Annotated in this window: 21 protein-coding genes and 1 pseudogene; 10 read left to right on the top strand and 12 right to left on the bottom strand. The window is 66.5% G+C overall.

Annotation, left to right across the window (positions count from 1 at the left end; translation table 11 throughout):
- Positions 1–29: 29 nt before the first annotated feature.
- The gene (locus VEY12_07790; GenBank protein ID HYM40027.1) at positions 30–1,355 is read right to left on the bottom strand and encodes an acetyl ornithine aminotransferase family protein; all 1,326 of its coding nucleotides are present in this window, start codon (positions 1,353–1,355) and stop codon (positions 30–32) included.
- Between the two features lie 89 nt (positions 1,356–1,444).
- A complete protein-coding gene (locus tag VEY12_07785; protein HYM40026.1) occupies positions 1,445–1,591 on the bottom strand; it encodes a DUF5679 domain-containing protein in 147 nt (48 codons plus the stop codon).
- 161 nt (positions 1,592–1,752) lie between these two features.
- Between VEY12_07785 and VEY12_07780 the strand changes: the two genes are divergently transcribed.
- The 6 genes from VEY12_07780 (at position 1,753) to amrB (ending at position 5,644) form a co-directional block, all read left to right on the top strand.
- Positions 1,753–2,130, top strand: coding sequence for a hypothetical protein (locus tag VEY12_07780; GenBank protein ID HYM40025.1), 378 nt, complete (start codon positions 1,753–1,755; stop codon positions 2,128–2,130).
- A 167-nt stretch (positions 2,131–2,297) separates the two neighbouring features.
- On the top strand, positions 2,298–2,687 hold the full coding sequence (locus tag VEY12_07775) for a DUF6114 domain-containing protein (protein HYM40024.1): 390 nt from the start codon (positions 2,298–2,300) through the stop codon (positions 2,685–2,687).
- A 79-nt stretch (positions 2,688–2,766) separates the two neighbouring features.
- Positions 2,767–2,952, top strand: coding sequence for a DNA-directed RNA polymerase subunit K (locus tag VEY12_07770; protein HYM40023.1), 186 nt, complete (start codon positions 2,767–2,769; stop codon positions 2,950–2,952).
- Positions 2,939–4,147, top strand: a complete 1,209-nt coding sequence (locus tag VEY12_07765; protein HYM40022.1) for an enolase C-terminal domain-like protein — start codon at positions 2,939–2,941, stop codon at positions 4,145–4,147. Before VEY12_07770 ends, VEY12_07765 begins: the two co-directional genes overlap by 14 nt.
- Positions 4,147–4,767 (top strand): 30S ribosomal protein S2, encoded by a 621-nt coding sequence (gene rpsB / locus VEY12_07760; GenBank protein HYM40021.1) that lies wholly within the window; start codon positions 4,147–4,149, stop codon positions 4,765–4,767. Before VEY12_07765 ends, rpsB begins: the two co-directional genes overlap by 1 nt.
- 13 nt (positions 4,768–4,780) lie before the next feature.
- Positions 4,781–5,644: an AmmeMemoRadiSam system protein B gene (gene amrB / locus VEY12_07755; protein ID HYM40020.1), complete on the top strand. Its 864-nt coding sequence runs from the start codon at positions 4,781–4,783 to the stop codon at positions 5,642–5,644.
- On the opposite strand, the gene cutA is transcribed toward amrB, so the two are convergent.
- The gene (cutA, locus tag VEY12_07750; protein HYM40019.1) at positions 5,635–5,979 is read right to left on the bottom strand and encodes a divalent-cation tolerance protein CutA; all 345 of its coding nucleotides are present in this window, start codon (positions 5,977–5,979) and stop codon (positions 5,635–5,637) included. The genes amrB and cutA overlap by 10 nt on opposite strands.
- Before the next feature lie 85 nt (positions 5,980–6,064).
- Here cutA and VEY12_07745 point away from each other — a divergent pair, with 85 nt between their 5' ends.
- Both VEY12_07745 and VEY12_07740 read left to right on the top strand, forming a co-directional pair.
- Positions 6,065–6,448 (top strand): DUF6015 family protein, encoded by a 384-nt coding sequence (locus tag VEY12_07745; GenBank protein HYM40018.1) that lies wholly within the window; start codon positions 6,065–6,067, stop codon positions 6,446–6,448.
- Between the two features lie 48 nt (positions 6,449–6,496).
- The gene (locus VEY12_07740) at positions 6,497–7,825 is read left to right on the top strand and encodes a site-2 protease family protein (GenBank protein ID HYM40017.1); all 1,329 of its coding nucleotides are present in this window, start codon (positions 6,497–6,499) and stop codon (positions 7,823–7,825) included.
- A gap of 16 nt (positions 7,826–7,841) precedes the next feature.
- Here VEY12_07740 and VEY12_07735 read toward each other — a convergent pair whose 3' ends face one another.
- From VEY12_07735 to rpl7ae, 8 genes and pseudogenes are all read right to left on the bottom strand, one after another.
- On the bottom strand, positions 7,842–8,165 hold the full coding sequence (locus VEY12_07735) for a hypothetical protein (protein ID HYM40016.1): 324 nt from the start codon (positions 8,163–8,165) through the stop codon (positions 7,842–7,844).
- Positions 8,166–8,191: 26 nt separating this feature from the next.
- The gene (locus tag VEY12_07730) at positions 8,192–8,980 is read right to left on the bottom strand and encodes a GNAT family N-acetyltransferase (protein ID HYM40015.1); all 789 of its coding nucleotides are present in this window, start codon (positions 8,978–8,980) and stop codon (positions 8,192–8,194) included.
- A complete protein-coding gene (locus VEY12_07725; GenBank protein HYM40014.1) occupies positions 8,977–9,252 on the bottom strand; it encodes a hypothetical protein in 276 nt (91 codons plus the stop codon). Before VEY12_07725 ends, VEY12_07730 begins: the two co-directional genes overlap by 4 nt.
- Positions 9,240–10,997, bottom strand: a complete 1,758-nt coding sequence (infB, locus tag VEY12_07720) for a translation initiation factor IF-2 (GenBank protein HYM40013.1) — start codon at positions 10,995–10,997, stop codon at positions 9,240–9,242. Before infB ends, VEY12_07725 begins: the two co-directional genes overlap by 13 nt.
- Before the next feature lie 46 nt (positions 10,998–11,043).
- Positions 11,044–11,496 carry a nucleoside-diphosphate kinase gene (gene ndk / locus VEY12_07715; protein HYM40012.1) on the bottom strand — a complete coding sequence of 151 codons (453 nt, stop codon included), beginning with the start codon at positions 11,494–11,496 and terminating at the stop codon, positions 11,044–11,046.
- A gap of 436 nt (positions 11,497–11,932) precedes the next feature.
- A pseudogene (locus VEY12_07710) lies at positions 11,933–12,118 on the bottom strand (50S ribosomal protein L24e).
- Positions 12,119–12,124: 6 nt separating this feature from the next.
- Positions 12,125–12,337 carry a 30S ribosomal protein S28e gene (locus VEY12_07705; protein HYM40011.1) on the bottom strand — a complete coding sequence of 71 codons (213 nt, stop codon included), beginning with the start codon at positions 12,335–12,337 and terminating at the stop codon, positions 12,125–12,127.
- A 22-nt stretch (positions 12,338–12,359) separates the two neighbouring features.
- Positions 12,360–12,731: a 50S ribosomal protein L7Ae gene (gene rpl7ae, locus VEY12_07700; protein HYM40010.1), complete on the bottom strand. Its 372-nt coding sequence runs from the start codon at positions 12,729–12,731 to the stop codon at positions 12,360–12,362.
- 144 nt (positions 12,732–12,875) lie between these two features.
- Between rpl7ae and VEY12_07695 the strand changes: the two genes are divergently transcribed.
- Entirely contained in the window at positions 12,876–13,448 is a 573-nt protein-coding gene (locus tag VEY12_07695; GenBank protein ID HYM40009.1) for a hypothetical protein, read from the top strand.
- A gap of 67 nt (positions 13,449–13,515) precedes the next feature.
- Here the strand turns inward: VEY12_07695 and VEY12_07690 are convergent, their stop codons facing one another.
- Entirely contained in the window at positions 13,516–14,970 is a 1,455-nt protein-coding gene (locus VEY12_07690; protein HYM40008.1) for a DHH family phosphoesterase, read from the bottom strand.
- A 190-nt stretch (positions 14,971–15,160) separates the two neighbouring features.
- On the opposite strand from VEY12_07690, the gene VEY12_07685 reads away from it, so the two are divergent.
- The gene (locus tag VEY12_07685; GenBank protein ID HYM40007.1) at positions 15,161–15,562 is read left to right on the top strand and encodes an NUDIX hydrolase; all 402 of its coding nucleotides are present in this window, start codon (positions 15,161–15,163) and stop codon (positions 15,560–15,562) included.
- Positions 15,563–15,596 lie beyond the last annotated feature (34 nt).

The raw sequence follows: 15,596 nt of genomic DNA, 5'->3' as shown, positions 1-15,596 counted from the left end.
GAGCGCGTCGCTCGCCCCGCCTTGGAAGGTCACTTCCCGACACGCTTGAACGTGCCCTCGAGGACGTCGAGACCGGCGTCGAGCACGTCCTCCTCGATGGTCAGCGCGGGGATGTACCGCATGCCCGAGTCGCCGCACGTGAGCAGGATGAGCCCGTGCTCGTAGGCGTCCTTCTCGATCGCGTCGCGGAGCTTGGGGTTCGGGTGGTTCGTTCGCCGGTCCGTGACGAACTCGGTCGCCTGCATCATGCCGAGGCCCCGTCGATCCCCGATGAACTCGAACCGTTCCTTCATCTCGTCGAGTCGCGTGGCCATGTGCGCGCCCAGCTTCGCGGAGCGCGCGACGAGCCCCTCGCTCTCGATCACGTCGATGACCGCAAGGGACGATGCTGCGGCGACGGGGTTCCCGCCGTACGTGTTCGAATGCTTCCCGGACATGGGGAAGTCCATCTTCGCATCGAAGACCGCGACCCCGATCGGGATGCCGCCGCCGAGGGACTTCGCAAGGACCATGATGTCCGGGATCACGTTGGAGTGGTCGATGCCCCACATCTTCCCCGTGCGACCGAATCCGGTCTGGACCTCGTCCGCGATGAACAGGAAATCGTTGTCCTTCGCGATCTTGCCGATGCGGTCGAGCCATCCGGGCGGCGGCACGATGTAGCCGCCCTCGCCCTGCACGGGCTCGACGAAGACCGCGGCGAGGTCCTCAGGGGGCGCGATCGTCTTCAGGTAGACGTCCTCGATGATGTTCGCGCAGTGTAGGTCGCAGGACGGGTAGGTGAGCTTGTAGGGGCAGCGGAAGCAGTACGCGAACGGCACGTGGACAACGCCCGGCATGGTCGGGAAGAAGCCGCCCCGCTGCTTCGCCTTGCTCGCCGTGAGGGCGAGCGCGCCCTGAGACCGTCCGTGGAACGCGCCCAGGAACGCGAGGAACATCTGCCGCTTCTTGTAGTACTTCGCGATCTTGATCGCGGCCTCGTTGCCCTCCGCCCCCGAGTTCGCGAAGAACGTCTTCTTCGCGTGCTTCCCGGGTGTGATCTCGGCGAGCTTGTTGGCGAGCTGGGTCTGGACGTCGTAGTAGTAGTCCGTGCCCGCGAAGTGGGTGAACTCGCCCGCCTGCTTTCGGATCGCCTCGACCACCTTGGGATGGGACAGGCCGACGTTCAGCACGGAAATCCCGGAGGCGAAGTCGATGAGCAGGTTCCCGTCCACGTCCTCCACGATGGCGCCCGAGCCGCGCTTGATCACGATCGGTGCGGACTTCGTCGTCGTCGCCATGTACTTCTTATCGCGCTCGATGACCTCTCGCGCCTTCGGGCCAGGAGGGGTCACCTTGATGTCGGGAACCTTCACCGAACCACCTGGGGGTGCCTATTCCCGGTGCTCTCATTAAGCTATGGTAAGGAGTGCATGACGGAGTCGGGTCGGCTACGCTTCGAGGACTACTTCACCGCCCCGATTCGCATGATCGTCGTGCCGCATACGGGACACTTGCCCTTCGTCGCGGGTTTCCCGTTCTTCAGCGTGACCGCGGCGGCGTCCTTCATCTCGCGCTTCGCCTTGCACTTCACGCAGTAGGCTTGTACCATGAGTTCCACCGCGGCGCTGCAAACTCGGTCGGCGGATAAAGATATGGGCGAGAAAGGCAAACGCCGAAATTTGGCCGCGATGTCCGAAACGGCTCCGTTGTGAAGTTGATTTTCTCCGGGCAACTGTTATATAACCACGGCCCGACTCCCGCGCGAAGCCTATGACCTACCCGGGCTATCCGCCGCGTCCGAGCCGCCCCATTGGGGTCGCGATTCTGGCCGTGCTCATCATCCTCGTGGGGGCCGTGTTCCTCTTGGGAGCGATCGGTCTGTTCCTGCTGGCGGGCTTCGCGGCGTTCCGGGGACTGCCGACCTTCTTTGGCCTCGGCGGGGCCGTTCTGGGCGCCGTATTCCTGGTCCTTGCCCTCGTGTTCATCGGGGTCGGTTTGGGGTTGTGGCACCTCCGGAGCTGGGCCTGGTGGCTCGCGATCATCGTGCTGATCGTCTCGATCATCGGGAGCCTGGGGGACGTCGTCGGCCTCGTCATCCCGCTCATCCTGTTGGTCTATCTCCTCCTGGTGCGGCAGCACTTCCGGTGAGAACAGGGCGATCGCGCCGCATGTGAGGTCCGCTTCAGCGGGGGACCCGGCCAGGTGCGGCGCTCGTCCAAGAGGTTCCTTTCGGCCCCATTCTCTCCATTAGGGGCTTTTATCACAACTTTTTTATAATGGCCCTAGGATTGGCGCCCAAGATAAGGAGGCGTGCCGTGGCAGAGAAACCGACTGCAGCGTTCGTGCTATCGTTGATTGGTGGCATCTTCGGCCTTTTGGGGGCACTGGTCTGGCTGGCCTTGGGAGCGTTCATGGCGTTCTTCCCGACCTTCGGACTCGGCGTGACCCTGCTCGGCGTGATCGGCGTGATCTTTTCCATCATCATGATCCTCGGGGGCGTGATGATGTACACGAAGCCGGAACAGCACGTGATGTGGGGCGCGATCGTCCTCATCATGTCGATTGTGAGCATCCCGTTCACGTTTGCCGGGATCATCATCGGCTTCATCTTGGGCCTAGTGGGCGGGATCCTCGGCCTCGTGTTCAAGCCGTCCATGCCCATGGCGGCCCCCTACGCGCCGCCGATGGCGCCGCCGCCTCAATAACCGCGAACGGACCGCCCGGAACCCCCGGGCGGAATCTTTATATTTGCCGGCCCTGTCAGCGCACGCCTCGGGGTTCTCCATGCGCTACACGCGATTCGAGCGAGCTCGTATTCTTGGCGCCCGCGCGTTGCAGATCTCCCTGGGCGCGCCCGGAGTCCTCGACGGGTCGTCCACGGAGATCGACCCCATGCAGATTGCGTACCGGGAATTCCAGGCCGGGATCGTGCCCATGACCGTCCAGAGGTTCCCGCATGGCCGCGATTGAACGCGCCACGATCCGCAAGATTCTGGACAGCCGAGGCCACGCGACCGTCGAGGTGGACCTCCAGGCGGATGGCCGTTTCCGGGTCGCCGCGCCCTCCGGCGCGAGTACGGGCGCCCACGAAGCCCAGGCGTTCCCGCAGGGCGGCGTGGAGGCGGCGTTGCGCCTCTTCGCGAAGGACGTGGCGCCGCGGCTCCGGGGCCGTAACGTGGCCGACCAGGAAGGGCTCGATCACCTGCTCCGCGAAATCGACGGCACACCGAACTTCTCCCGGATTGGCGGTGACGTTGCGGTCGCCGTGTCCCTTGCGAACGCGAAGGCCGCGGCGTCCGCCGCGGGGCAGCCCCTGTACCGGTTTCTCGGAGGCTCGGACGCGCGACGGATGCCCTTCCCCTTCGGCAACGTGATCGGCGGCGGGCGGCACGCCGTGGGCGGGACCACAATCCAGGAGTTCCTCGTGGTGTCCCAAGGCCCCACGGTCGTGGAGAATGTGTTCGCGAACGCCCGCGTCCACCATCTGCTCAAGGACGCCCTGGCCAAGAAGTCCCCAGGGGTGTCCCTGGGCCGCGGCGACGAAGGCGCGTGGGTCGCGAAGCTCGACGATGAGGAAGCCCTCGGTCTCGTCGCGGACGCCTGCGAGGCCGTCGAGCGGGACGTTGGCTTTCCCGTGCGTCCCGGCATGGACCTGGCCGCGTCCGAGTTCTTCTCGGAGGGGCGATACCGCTACCGGCGGAGGACGCTGACCCGGGACAAGCAGATCGAGTTCGTGGAGCGGCTCGTGACGGACTATCGCGTGTACAGCCTGGAGGACCCGCTCGACGAGGAGGACTTCGAGGGGTTCGCGCAGCTCACCGAGGCGATCGGGAAGACGTGCGTGATCATCGGGGACGACATCTTCTGCACGAACGTGGCGCGGCTGCAGGAGGGCATCGCCGCCGGGGCGGGAAACGCTATCCTTATTAAGCCCAATCAAATTGGGACGCTGACCGAGACGCGCGCCACGGTGGAGATGGCCCGGAGCGCCGGGTACGCCACGATTGTCTCCCACCGCAGCGGCGAGACGACGGACGACACGATCGCCCACCTCGCCGTGGCCTTCGGGTCCCTGGGCATCAAGACGGGGACCGTGGGCGGCGAGCGGACCGCGAAGCTGAACGAACTCATCCGGATCGAAGAGGAACTTCACGAGGGAACCTGATGCAAGAGGAAGAGCAGACGGGCGTCCAAGGACTGCTCGTGCCCGAGGACGTGTACCTGACGTCGGGCGTGCACATCGGCACGCAGCAGAAGAGCGCGGACATGAAGCCCTTCATCTACAAGGTGCGGATCGACGGGCTCTATGTCCTGGACATCAAGAAGACGGACACCCGCATCCGCGAGGCGTCCAAGTTCCTCGCCCGGTTCAAGCCGGACAGCATCCTCGTCGTCGCCGCGCGACAGTACGCGCAGAAGCCTGCGAAACTCTTCGCGAAGGCCATCGGCGCTCAGGTCCTCGCGGGGCGGTTCGTCCCGGGCACGCTGACGAATCCGAACCTTCCCGAGTACATCGAGCCCGAGGTCATCACGGTCACTGATCCCGCGGCGGACCAGCAGGCCCTCCGCGAGGCGTTGAACGTCGGCATCCCCGTGGTCGCCCTCTGCGACGCAAACAACGAGACCCGGTATGTCGACCTCGTCATCCCGACGAACAACAAGGGGCGGCGCGCCCTGGCCACCGTGTACTGGCTCCTGACCCGGGAGATTCTGAAGACACGCGGCACGGTCAAGGCCGACGAAGAGTTTACGCCAACCATCGACGATTACGAGGCGTCCCTCTGACGGGTCGTCTCGGATGCGCTATCCTGCGGTCGCCGGTGCGTTCTACGAGGGGAGCCGGGAGTCGCTCCTCCGCCAGATCGAGCTCTGCTACACGTCCAAGCTCGGACCCGGCAGCCTTCCCAAGCCCGCGCAAGGACCGCGGCGCCTCGTCGGCCTCGTGTGCCCTCATGCGGGGTACCAGTACTCCGGCCCCGTCGCGGCGCACAGCTACGCCGCCCTCGCCGCGGACGGCTTGAGGGCGTCCTACATCGTCCTGGGACCGAACCACTACGGTGCGGGCGCCCCCTTAGCCACGACCCACCATGACTGGGAGACGCCTCTGGGGGTCGTTCCCGTGGATCCGGATCTCCTCCATGCCGTGTCCATCCCGCCCATCGAGGACGACGTGGCCGCGCACCGCCACGAGCACAGCATCGAGGTGCAGCTCCCCTTTCTCCAGCACCTGGACACCCGCGTGCGCTTCGTGCCCGTGTGCATGGCGTTCCAGGAGTACGAGCTCGCAGCGGAGGTGGGCGAACTCGCCGCGGAGGCGGTCCGCGACCGGGACGCCCTCGTCATCGCGTCCTCGGACTTCAGCCATGTCGGGCCGAACTACAACCAAGTCCCGCCGCGAGGGAAGGCCGCGCCCGCGTTTGCGAAGGAGCAGGACGGGAAGGCGTTGGACCGGATCCTGGCCCTCGACCCGAAGGGCCTCCAGGACCGCGTGGCGCGGGACAACATCTCCATGTGCGGCTACGGACCCGTGACCGCGATGCTCGTGGCCGCCAAGAAACTCGGTGCCACCCAGGCGAAACTCCTGCACTACGGGAGCTCGAGCGACGTGAGCGAGGACCGCGACATGGCCGTGGGCTACGGCGCCGTGGCCGTCTATCGTTGAACCCGCGTTTCCCGGTCAATCCAGTCCAGGTACGGAGCGTAGCCCGACTCCATGGGATACGCGACGATGCACGGGACCGCGTACGGGTGCGCCTTTCGGACCGCCTCAATGAGCCGCGGGACGAGCGCTCGCCGCGTTTTGAAGACGAGAACCACTTCCTTCGCTTCCTCGAGGGAGCCCTTCCACCAGAACACGGACTCGATCGGGGAGAGGTTCGCGCAGGACGCGAGCCGTGCCTCCAGGACGGCATGCGCGATCCGTCGCGCAGACGTGCGATCGGGTGCGGTCACGTAGGCCATGGCATGGGTTCGATCTCGGGTACGGGCAGCGGACATGCGGTCCCTCCGGGAAACTTATCAACCGGGGGAATATGGACGATGCGCTTTTATGTCGCCCGCAAGGTCCGCGAAACGGGCCCCGATGCCGATCGTCCTGATGTCCGAGGTCGTCGCCGCCCTTCGGGCGACGCTGGGCAAGCGTGGGATGCCCGAGGAGGAGCTGCGGATCCTGGCGGAATACCTCCTCTCCTTCTTCGGATTCGAGACGGAGGTCATCGACAACAACCTCGACGTCGCGGACCGCGACGTGTTCTACATGCTCGAGGAGGAAGGCCTCCTCGGGACGCGGCAGGAGGAGGTCCTGATCAAGAAGGGAAAGACCTGGCGCATCCACTATTGGGTGCTCCGGGTGGACCGGATCAAGGCCCTGGCGAAGAGCGCGGCGACCCGCCCGACCCAGGATGCGTTCGCCGTGTACAAGGACGTCCCGGATGACGTGTGGGCGCGGCAGTTGCCGGCGCACTAACTGCCCGGGATGGTTTAAATAGACCGAAGGGCTCGTCAGAGGCCACCGATGGCGGACTGGACGCCCTACCTGATAGCAATCGCCGCGGTGGCCCTCTGGCCCGCGTTCTTCTTCTACCTCCAGCGAAGGAAGTTCCTCGAGCCACGCAACGTGACCCTCGCCGGCCCTATCGTGATGTGGAAGACGGGGCGCGGCCGGGCCCTGATCGACCGGCTTGCCCGACCCAAGCGATTTTGGCGGGCCTTCGGCGATCTCTCGATCGTCCTCGTCGGCGTGACGATGGTCGCCGTCACGGTCCTCCTGCTATGGGAGGCCACGCTCGTGCAGAGCGCGGCGGTCCGGGCCAACCCGCCGTCGCCGGACCTCCTGCTTGGACTCCCGGGCATCAATCCCGTCATCCCCCTGGGCTACGGCGTGTTCGGGCTGGCCGTGGCGATTGTGCTTCACGAATTCTGCCACGGCATCTTGGCCCGCGCGGTCAACATTCGGGTGCGGTCCGTGGGCGCGATCTTCCTGGTCGTCCCCATCGGTGCGTTCGTGGAGCCCGACGAAGAGGAGCTCCGGGCCCTGCCCCCGAGACAGCGGGCGCGCCTGTATGCCGCGGGCCCGGCGACGAACATCCTCCTTGCGGTTCTCTTCGCCTTCCTGTTCTCTTCGATCATGCTTTCCGCCGTGGCGCCGGCTCACAACGGCGTGGGCATCGTCGGCTTTACGCCGCAGACTTCGGGCGCCGAAGCGGCGGGGATCCAATCCTACACGATCATCACGGGTGTGAACGGGACGGCCGTGAACTCGTACAACGAGTTCCTCGGCGCGATGGCCCTCGTGCATCCGAACCAAACCATTGCCGTGCAGACCTACGATCCCGCGGACGGGATCACGCGCTCATACACCGTGACCCTGGGCCGGGACCCGACCACGGGCCGGCCGCTCCTCGGGATCTACGCGCTCGATGTGAGCACGGACTACTACCACCCGTTGACGAACCCGTCCCAGTTCGGTGGCGTGCCGGGCGCCATCCTCACGTACATCACCCTCCCCTTCTCGGGGCGCGCCCCGATCCAGGACCCTACGCTGCGATTCTATCGCGTGAGCGGCCCCTTGGCGGCCCTTCCCGCGCCGCTGTTCTGGCTCCTCACGAACACCCTGTACTGGCTCTTCTGGCTCAACGCGATGCTGGGCGCGACGAACGCGCTCCCCGCCGTGCCCCTCGACGGCGGATACGTCTTCAAGGATGGGATGACCTCGCTGCTTGCTCGCGTGCGCCGCGGGATCAAGGCGGAGGACCGCGACCGGATCGCGCAACAGGTCTCGTACCTCTTCGCCCTCTTGATCCTCTCCTTGGTCCTCTGGCAGCTGATCGGCCCCCGGATCTGAGCCGCGTCGCTCGGACTCAGCTTCGCGCCTCGTTCGCCACAAGCCCCACGACGCCGCTGATCAAGACCAAGATCCCGCCGACCTGGCTCGTTCCGATGATCAGGGCCACGATGCCGAGGATGAGATTGAGGATTCCGCCCGTGCTGTAGCGCCCGCGGTACAGGAGGAGGCTGCCGAACAGGACGGCGATCCCGAGGACGAGATCGACCAACCGGGAGAGGACGAAGTCGATCGTTAGGTTCGTGAGACGTCCGAGGTCCAGGCCGGCGGCCAGGATCAGGGCGCCTCCCAGGAGGCCCAGCAGGAGTCCCACGATGGCGAGGTCCCTCTTCTCCGACATGACCCGGGCGAAAGCCCGTTCCTACTTCATCCTTTCTCCAGCCCGCCCGCGGCCCACACCCCCGCAGGGTCTCCCGGGTACAGGTCCTTCCCCCACCACATCCGCAGCGTGCGGAAGGCTTCCGTGAACCCCGTCTCCGCGACGAACTGGGCGAGTTCCGGATTCCGCTCGGGGCCGCTGAAGGAGTAGGCACGGGGGCCTGCGGCCAAGGCCGCCAACAGATTTCGGGCGACCTCAGGATGGCCCGGGGCAACAACCCAGGGGCCGATCTCGCATGCGCCGTCGAACGGGCTCCCGACCACGTAGCCGAGGACGCGGGTGCCCTCGCGTGCGACCAAGAAGGTCGAGGGATTCTCCTGGAGAAGCCGCCCGAGGAGCGCGAGGCGGGACGCCCCGAAGTAGGGTGCGTCGAAGGCGGCGATCGCGTCGAGCTCGGCGCGGGTGGCGACCGCGACGGAGCCTCCGCCGGTCCGCGTCGCCGCCCCCTTCCACCGCACGACCTCGTACTCCCCGTGGAATCCCAGGCGCTCGTAGAACGGGATCACGTTCATGTAGGCGTTCAGGCGGACGGTCTCCACGCCCGTGGACGCGAGGTGCAAGAGCGCGGCCTGCATGAGGAGCCGCCCGATCCCTTGGCCCCGGGACTCAGGGCGCACGATGACCGCGCCCAGGAAGGCCAGGCGTCCGTAGGTCGTCGTCGTCAGCACGCCGATCACGCGCCCCTCGTCCTCGGCGGCGAAGCAGCCCAGGGGGGACAGATCGAGGAGCCGTTCGAGGTCGGCGCGGGTGTAACCCCACCCCTCGAGGTCCGTCAAGCCGATGGCGTCGTCGACGTCTCGTCGCTCGAGCCTTCGGACACGCGGCTCTCCCACTGCGTCACCCGCCGTTCCAGCTCCTCGGCCTCGTCGCACTCATGGTAGCCGTAGGTCACATACTTCCTGTCCTTCCGGTGATGCTTGTACATGCAGGGCCCGTACTCGTCGTCCTCCTGGCCGTACCACTTGTCGCAGTCCTTGCAGAGGTGCTTGTGCGGCAGCTTCGCTTGGAGGTCCTCGATGCTCGCCGGGTCGGCCCCTACATGCCCCAAAACGGGTCCTCCTTGCGTTTGATGGCGCAGATCTGGTCGAGCGTGTCGACCTCGTCCCCGGTAAGCTCCTTCTGCCGGCGGAGGGTACGCGCCTCCTCCTCCGTGAGCTCGACGTAAAGCACGTCGCCGCCTTTGATTTGCCGGCCGATCGTGACGCCGTCAACCGCGATGGCAACCTCCTGGCCCTGGCGAGCCTCCTCGAGGCTCTTCTCGCCGCTTCGGACCGACTTGATGCGGCCGAGGCTGCGCCCGTCCGCGCGCATGACGGCCGCGCCGGGCCGCACGCGTCCGCTCAGGATTCGGACGCCGAAGATCGCGGGATGGGACGTCCGGAACACGTAGTCTCCGAGGAACAGAAGCTTCGCGGGATACGTGATCGCTCTGCGGCTCGCTTCCTCGAGCTCGCGCTTGCGCTCGTCGCGCCATGTGCCGTAGTCCTCGATCAGGCGGTAGATGATGTCGCTCTGGAGGAGCTTGATGTCCGGGTTGTCTTGGAGCGCCGCATGGGCGTCCGGGAGGACCTCCGCGTTGAACGCGAGGATGGCTTGGTGGAGGGGATTGCTCGCCGTGGCGACGTCGATTACATCGCGCCGCGAGATGGGGCCGAGACGCGCGAAGCGCACAGGGATGTCCGCGTGCTTGCACTCGTAGGCGAGCCCCTCCAGGGAACCAATCGCGTCGGCCTTGAGCAGGATGCCCTCATCCTGCACCTCCACGTGGGGCTGGGACTCTTTGGCGATCTCATCCACGATTTCCCGGACGTTTCCCTTGGCGACGCGAACGGGTGCGCCGGCCACGGCGCCCTCCACGTCCGCGGCGACGATCTTCACGCCCGCCGCGGCTGTGACGCTTCGTACGGAGTCGAACCGGTCCTGGGGATCGCGGATCTCGTCCAGCGCCTTGGGCTTCAGTAGCGCCTTGATCTTCGTGGTCCCCGGCTTGTTCGGGGTGCCGAAAACAACGGTGTCGCCCTTGGAGAGGGTCCCTTTGTAGATGATCGCGTCCAGCGTGGTGCCGAGCCCCTTCTCCTCCTTCACCTCGAGAATCGTGCCCTCCGCGGGGCCTTCTTCCGTCGCGAGCTCCTTCTCCAGGAAGCGCTGGGCGAGGCCGATGAGCATGAGGAGGAGGTCCGGGACGCCCTCGCCGAACTTGGCGCTTAGCGGGACCACCGCGACGTTCGAGGTGAAGTCCGTCACGCGGTCGTACCGATCCGCCGAGAAGCCGTGCTCGTAGAGGCGCCCCACGAGTTCGTACAGGCGCTTGTCGAACTCTTCCCGGGCGCTGTCGGGCTGGTCCGTGTAGGAGAGGATGAAGGGCTGGTCCTCGTGGTGCCGCCACCCGGGCACCAGGTCGATCTTGTTCGCCGCGACCACGAACGGGGTCTTGTAGCGTTTCAGGATGTTCAGGCTCTCGATCGTCTGCGGACGGAAGCCCTCGTTCAGGTCGATGACCAGGACCGCGAGGTCCGCGAGGGCGCCGCCGCGGGCGCGCATGGTCGAGAACGCGACGTGGCCTGGCGTGTCAATGAAGAGGAGGCCAGGCACCTTGAACGACTTGCCCTTGACTAGGTCGCCGCACGTCTCGAGGATCGCGGCGAGGGGGACCTCCGTGGCCCCGATGTGTTGCGTGATGCCGCCCGCTTCGCGGCCGGCGACCCTCGTGCCGCGGATACGGTCGAGCAGGGTGGTCTTGCCGTGGTCCACGTGCCCGAGGACGGACACGATGGGTTGCCGGATGGCGCCCATGGCCCGCGTTCAAAGGAGGCGACGCTATTAGAAGGTTTCCGGGGTCTCACTCCCGGAGCCACGCCTCGTCGATGCGCCGGTACTCCTGAAGCTCCTCGGGCTTGAAGAAGAAGCCGATTTCCCGCTTCGCGCTCTCCGGGGAATCGCTGCCGTGGATCACGTTGCGGCCGATCGTGAGCGCGAGGTCGCCGCGGATCGTCCCGGGTTCCGCCTCCGCGGAGTTCGTCTTGCCCATCATTTTGCGGACGCCGGCGACCGCGCCGTCGCCTTCGAGGACCATGGCGACCACGGGGCCCGAGGTGATGTACGCCATGAGCGGTTCGTAGAACGGCTTCCCCTTGTGCTCCGCGTAGTAGGATTCCGCAAGCTGACGCGAAACGCGCATTATCTTGAGGCCGACGATCTTCAGACCCCGCCGCTCGAACCTTGCGAGGATCGCACCTGCGAGACCGCGTTGGACCGCGTCCGGTTTGAGCAGCGCGAACGTGCGCTCCGCCAATCGATCAGGCCCCTTTCTTGGGCTTCTTCGCCGCCTTCGGGGCCGCCGCCTCTTCCTCGGGCTCCGTCTTGCGTCCCTTGACCTTCTGCCACTGGCCGTCGAGCCATGCCTTGAACACCCGCCGCCCGTCCGCGGTGTCCTTCCACGCGAGGAACTCGCTCTTGTCAACGTGCGTGGTCGCTTTGCCCGGGTGGGCCTTCCGCGCCCAGTTCACGATGGAGTGCTGGAACGCGGCGTCCTCCAGGAAGGACGCGTAGTACCTCTCCAGATCGCCCCGGGCGAGATCGGGGCCGAGGCGCTTGTCCATGAGGTCCGACAGGTCCGCGGGGATGTCCTTCCCCTTGGGCGCCTCGATCGTCACCTCGGCCGCTGCCGCCGCGGATGGGGCCTCCTCTTCCGCCGCGACGGGCGCCGCCGCGGCCTCCTCGGTGACCGCGCCGCTCGCGCGTCGGAAGGCCTGCGTCCAGGGCGTCCACCGCGGCACGCGACCGAGCTTGAGCATGTTGAGCTGGCACTTGCTCGAGCAGAAGACGAAGACGGTGCCGTCCTTCTTGATGAACATCTTGCCCGTCCCAGGCTCGATCTCGTTCCCGCAGAACGAGCAGGACCGTCGGATCGGCATGAGGGATCACCGCACGCTGAGCTTGCGCGCCTCGCGCGCCGTCTCGCGGAGCATGAGGATGTCCCCGACCTGCACGGAGCCCTTCACGTTCCGGGTGATGATGCGGCCCTTGTCTCGTCCCTCGTTGACGCGGACCTTGACCTGAGTCGCCTCGCCCGTCATGCCCGTTCGGCCGACGACCTCGACGACTTCTGCGGGGATGCTCTCCTCGTCTGCCATGATGTTCCCCTGATCGGCGCGCTCACTTCTTCATGGCCCGGAGCTTGGCTCCGAGGTCATCGATGACGGCCTTGGCCTTCCCCGGGTCGAGGATCGCGATTGAAGCGGTGGCCTTCCCCAACCCCACGCTCACGCCGAGCTCCTGCTTGCTCGGCACGTACGCGTAGGGGATGCCCTTCTCCTCGCAGAGGATGGGCATGTGGGCCAGGATCTCCTCGGGCTGAACGTCCTCGGCCATGACGACGAACTGGGCGTCCCCACGCTCCACGAGCTTGGTGACCTCGTTCGTGCCTTTGCGGACCTTCCCGCTCTCCTTCGCAAGCTCGATGGCCTGGTAGGTCTTGTCGACGAGCTCCTTGGGCATCTCGAAACGCACGTACATCGGCTTGGCCATGGTGGGAGACCTCCTTCCATCCCCGCTCGACGCGGGGACTTCATGAGTCACAGGCTCTCCGTAGGAAGAGCGGGCGTCGAACTGGAGGGAGTGATATAAGGTTTGCGACGAGGTATTACGCGCCCGGAGCCGAGTTGGGGATGCGTGGTCGACGCAGGCTCCGGGGACGCCCTTGCGGCGGGCATCGGAACGGGCGCAACGACGATCGTCCTCATGGTCCTTCTCGCCCTTCGAAAGCCGCGTGCACGGGCCCTTGCGGGCACCGACGAGCGGGTCCTCGTCTACGGCACCGGGTTGAAGGGCTTCGCGATCTTCTCCGTCGGATTCGTCGTCCTCCTCTCGACCGCGGGCTTGTGGGGGTACTTCCTGACCCCCGACGCCGGAGGCTGGACGCCGATCGGCCTGTTGCTGATCCTCGGTTCCTTCTGGTTCCTCGTGGTGGTCCTTGCGCTCGAAGTGTTCCGAGTCTGGTGCCGGTTCTCCCCGAGCTTCATCACACGCCACTCTCCGTGGCGAGGGGATCTCACGATTCGCTGGGAGGAGATCGAGACCGTCGGGTACAGCACGGTCCTGGAGTGGTTTGTGCTTCGGACCCCCCGGGGGACGATTCGGCTCCAGGTATACCTTGACGGGATCCAGGAGTTCATCCAGATGGCGAAGACGCGCGTTCCCGCAGAAAGATTCGAGGCGATGAAGCGACGGGCCACGGCCCCCTGAGTTGGCGTCCCCTGGCGTGCTGCGGCAGAGGGGGACGTCCCTCGAGGTAGGCTGCCCCAGAGAACCGTCAGTCGGCGTGGGCCTCGGAGGGCGACCCGGTCGGCGTGCCGCGGCCGAGCTGCTCCCGCACCATCCGGTTCGCGATTTCCAGGAACTTCTCTTCCGTGCCCGGCGGGATGGTCGCCCCGGCGGCCACGTGATGGCCGCCACCCTGTCCGCCCACGGCCTTGGACGCCGCCTGCATGATCGCGGCGAGGTCGAGGCCCTTGGCCACGAGGTCTCGCGTCGCGCGGCCCGAGACCTTGATCCCGTCCTCCGCGTTCGCGAACGCGATGATGGGCAGGTTCCGCGGCGTCCCGTTCTGGTTCAGGGCCATGCTCGCGGCGATGCCCACTACGGTGTCGCGGATCTTGTCGTGGGCGTGGAAGTACTGGATCGCGTCCATCTCCTGGATCCCGGTCTCGAGGATCGCATCCATGGACTCCACGAGGTACTCCCGGTGTCCCCGCAGGAGCCGCAGCGCCTGCGCCAGGGATTCATCACGGTCCCCGCGGCACACGCGGTAGCCGACCTCGGGCTCGTCGTAGCGACCGCAGGCGTTCATCAGCGTGCCGAACTCCTTCGCGTCCCGGGTCGGGCTGCCGACGGGTTCCAGGACCAGGGTGTACGCCTCCCCGATCAGGCGTTCGGCCTCCTTGACGCCGCAGCCGCGCTCGAGCATGTGCGTGACCAGGGCGGACACCACGCGCTGTTTCTCCCCGCGGTCCAGGTCGGACCACGACCGCCAGTGCTCCCCGGATTTCAGGTCGACCCCGAGCTCCAGGAGGAACGCGATGCACGCCTCCTCGTTCCCGCTGAGTCGCGGGATCCACGGGTCCGAGGCGTACTGGAGCATCTTGTAGGCGGGCCGCGTCTCCCGGCCGAAGAGGCGGAGGTCCATCTCGGCCCGGAGGACCCCGGCGGCTTCGCCGTCCGCGAGGATCGTCCGGTTGTACCCGGCCAAGCGGCGGAACTCGGCCTCCTGCATGTCGCCGACCGCGCCCACGATGGCCACGGCCGCCAGGTCCGTGTTCTTCGCGTCGAGGGCCTTCGCGACCGCGTACGCGCACCCCGCGCCGCTCGCGACGTCGGAGCCCTCGCCTTCGATGTGCGGGTTGAGCATCAGGACGCGGTCCAGGGACTCCGTGAAGCGGAGCAGGTCACCCCGGAGGGCCTTGGGCACCTCGCGTTCCGTGGGCACATGGTGGTCCGTGATCACGGCGTCGAGGCCGTGCATTGCGTGCAGCATGCCCGCCCCGAGGTCTACGAACCAGACAAGGGGACGCCCCTCGCGCTTGATCGCCGTCAGCCCGTCCTCGTCGAGGTGCTTGGCGAAGGCGACCTCGTGCTCGATGCCCGCGCGGGCGAGCGCTTCGGACGCGATGGCTCCGCCCGTGATCCCGTCCGTGTCGATGTGGGTCACGATCTTCACGAAGGGGGCGGCGCGAAGCCGGTCCGCGATCTCCTGGGCGACCGCTTCCATTCCCGCCAACTAGCGGGAGAGAGCCCATGAAGCTTTGGGCGGGATGGCGGAATGGAAGACCGTGGGCATAGGGGGTCGGTGCCCCCAGAAAGTTACCTTCACCCAAGGGCAACTTCGCACACTCCCGCGGGGGTAGCGGGTCGGTCTCCCCTGCGCAAAGCCCATCCGTACGGCCCCGTTGGGGTACGCCGTGATCAACCGCACTTCGACCGCACTCATCGTCCGCGGCGGCAAGGTCCTGCTCGGCAAGCGGACGAGTACGGAACGGTTCGCCGGGATGTGGGATGCCTTCGGCGGCCATCTCGAGGAGGCGGAAACGCCGGCCCATGCGCTCATCCGGGAAGTGTACGAGGAGCTCGGCATCCGCGTCACCGCGGCCAAGTTCCTCCACGAGTACACGGACAAGGACCCCACCTCCAAGGAGATGTTCCACCACCATCTGTACCTCGTCACCGGTTGGACGGGCGAGCCGCGCATCACGAACCCGGAGCACTCGGAGATCCGGTGGTGCACGGCCGCGGAGATGGCCAGGCTCAAGCTCCAGCCGCGCCTGAAGAAAGCCCTCCGGGAGATTCTCCCGAACAACGTTTAAGCGGGACGCCCGCATGGTTCGGTTTGGCAGAGGC

Source organism: Thermoplasmata archaeon (genome assembly GCA_035632695.1).
Taxonomy (GTDB): Archaea; Thermoplasmatota; Thermoplasmata; order RBG-16-68-12; family RBG-16-68-12; genus RBG-16-68-12.
This window is presented reverse-complemented; position numbering and strand designations above follow the sequence as displayed.

Bases quoted from the DNA above. Each gene is read 5' to 3' on its own strand.
- VEY12_07745 (HYM40018.1), top strand. From the start codon at position 6,065: ATGCCGATCGTCCTGATGTCCGAGGTCGTCGCCGCCCTTCGGGCGACG.
- VEY12_07735 (HYM40016.1), bottom strand. From the start codon at position 8,165: ATGTCGGAGAAGAGGGACCTCGCCATCGTGGGACTCCTGCTGGGCCTC.
- VEY12_07780 (HYM40025.1), top strand. From the start codon at position 1,753: ATGACCTACCCGGGCTATCCGCCGCGTCCGAGCCGCCCCATTGGGGTC.
- cutA (HYM40019.1), bottom strand. From the start codon at position 5,979: ATGTCCGCTGCCCGTACCCGAGATCGAACCCATGCCATGGCCTACGTG.
- VEY12_07740 (HYM40017.1), top strand. From the start codon at position 6,497: ATGGCGGACTGGACGCCCTACCTGATAGCAATCGCCGCGGTGGCCCTC.
- rpl7ae (HYM40010.1), bottom strand. From the start codon at position 12,731: ATGGCCAAGCCGATGTACGTGCGTTTCGAGATGCCCAAGGAGCTCGTC.
- VEY12_07690 (HYM40008.1), bottom strand. From the start codon at position 14,970: ATGGAAGCGGTCGCCCAGGAGATCGCGGACCGGCTTCGCGCCGCCCCC.
- VEY12_07765 (HYM40022.1), top strand. From the start codon at position 2,939: ATGGCCGCGATTGAACGCGCCACGATCCGCAAGATTCTGGACAGCCGA.
- rpsB (HYM40021.1), top strand. From the start codon at position 4,147: ATGCAAGAGGAAGAGCAGACGGGCGTCCAAGGACTGCTCGTGCCCGAG.
- VEY12_07705 (HYM40011.1), bottom strand. From the start codon at position 12,337: ATGGCAGACGAGGAGAGCATCCCCGCAGAAGTCGTCGAGGTCGTCGGC.
- VEY12_07770 (HYM40023.1), top strand. From the start codon at position 2,767: ATGCGCTACACGCGATTCGAGCGAGCTCGTATTCTTGGCGCCCGCGCG.
- VEY12_07785 (HYM40026.1), bottom strand. From the start codon at position 1,591: ATGGTACAAGCCTACTGCGTGAAGTGCAAGGCGAAGCGCGAGATGAAG.
- amrB (HYM40020.1), top strand. From the start codon at position 4,781: ATGCGCTATCCTGCGGTCGCCGGTGCGTTCTACGAGGGGAGCCGGGAG.
- infB (HYM40013.1), bottom strand. From the start codon at position 10,997: ATGGGCGCCATCCGGCAACCCATCGTGTCCGTCCTCGGGCACGTGGAC.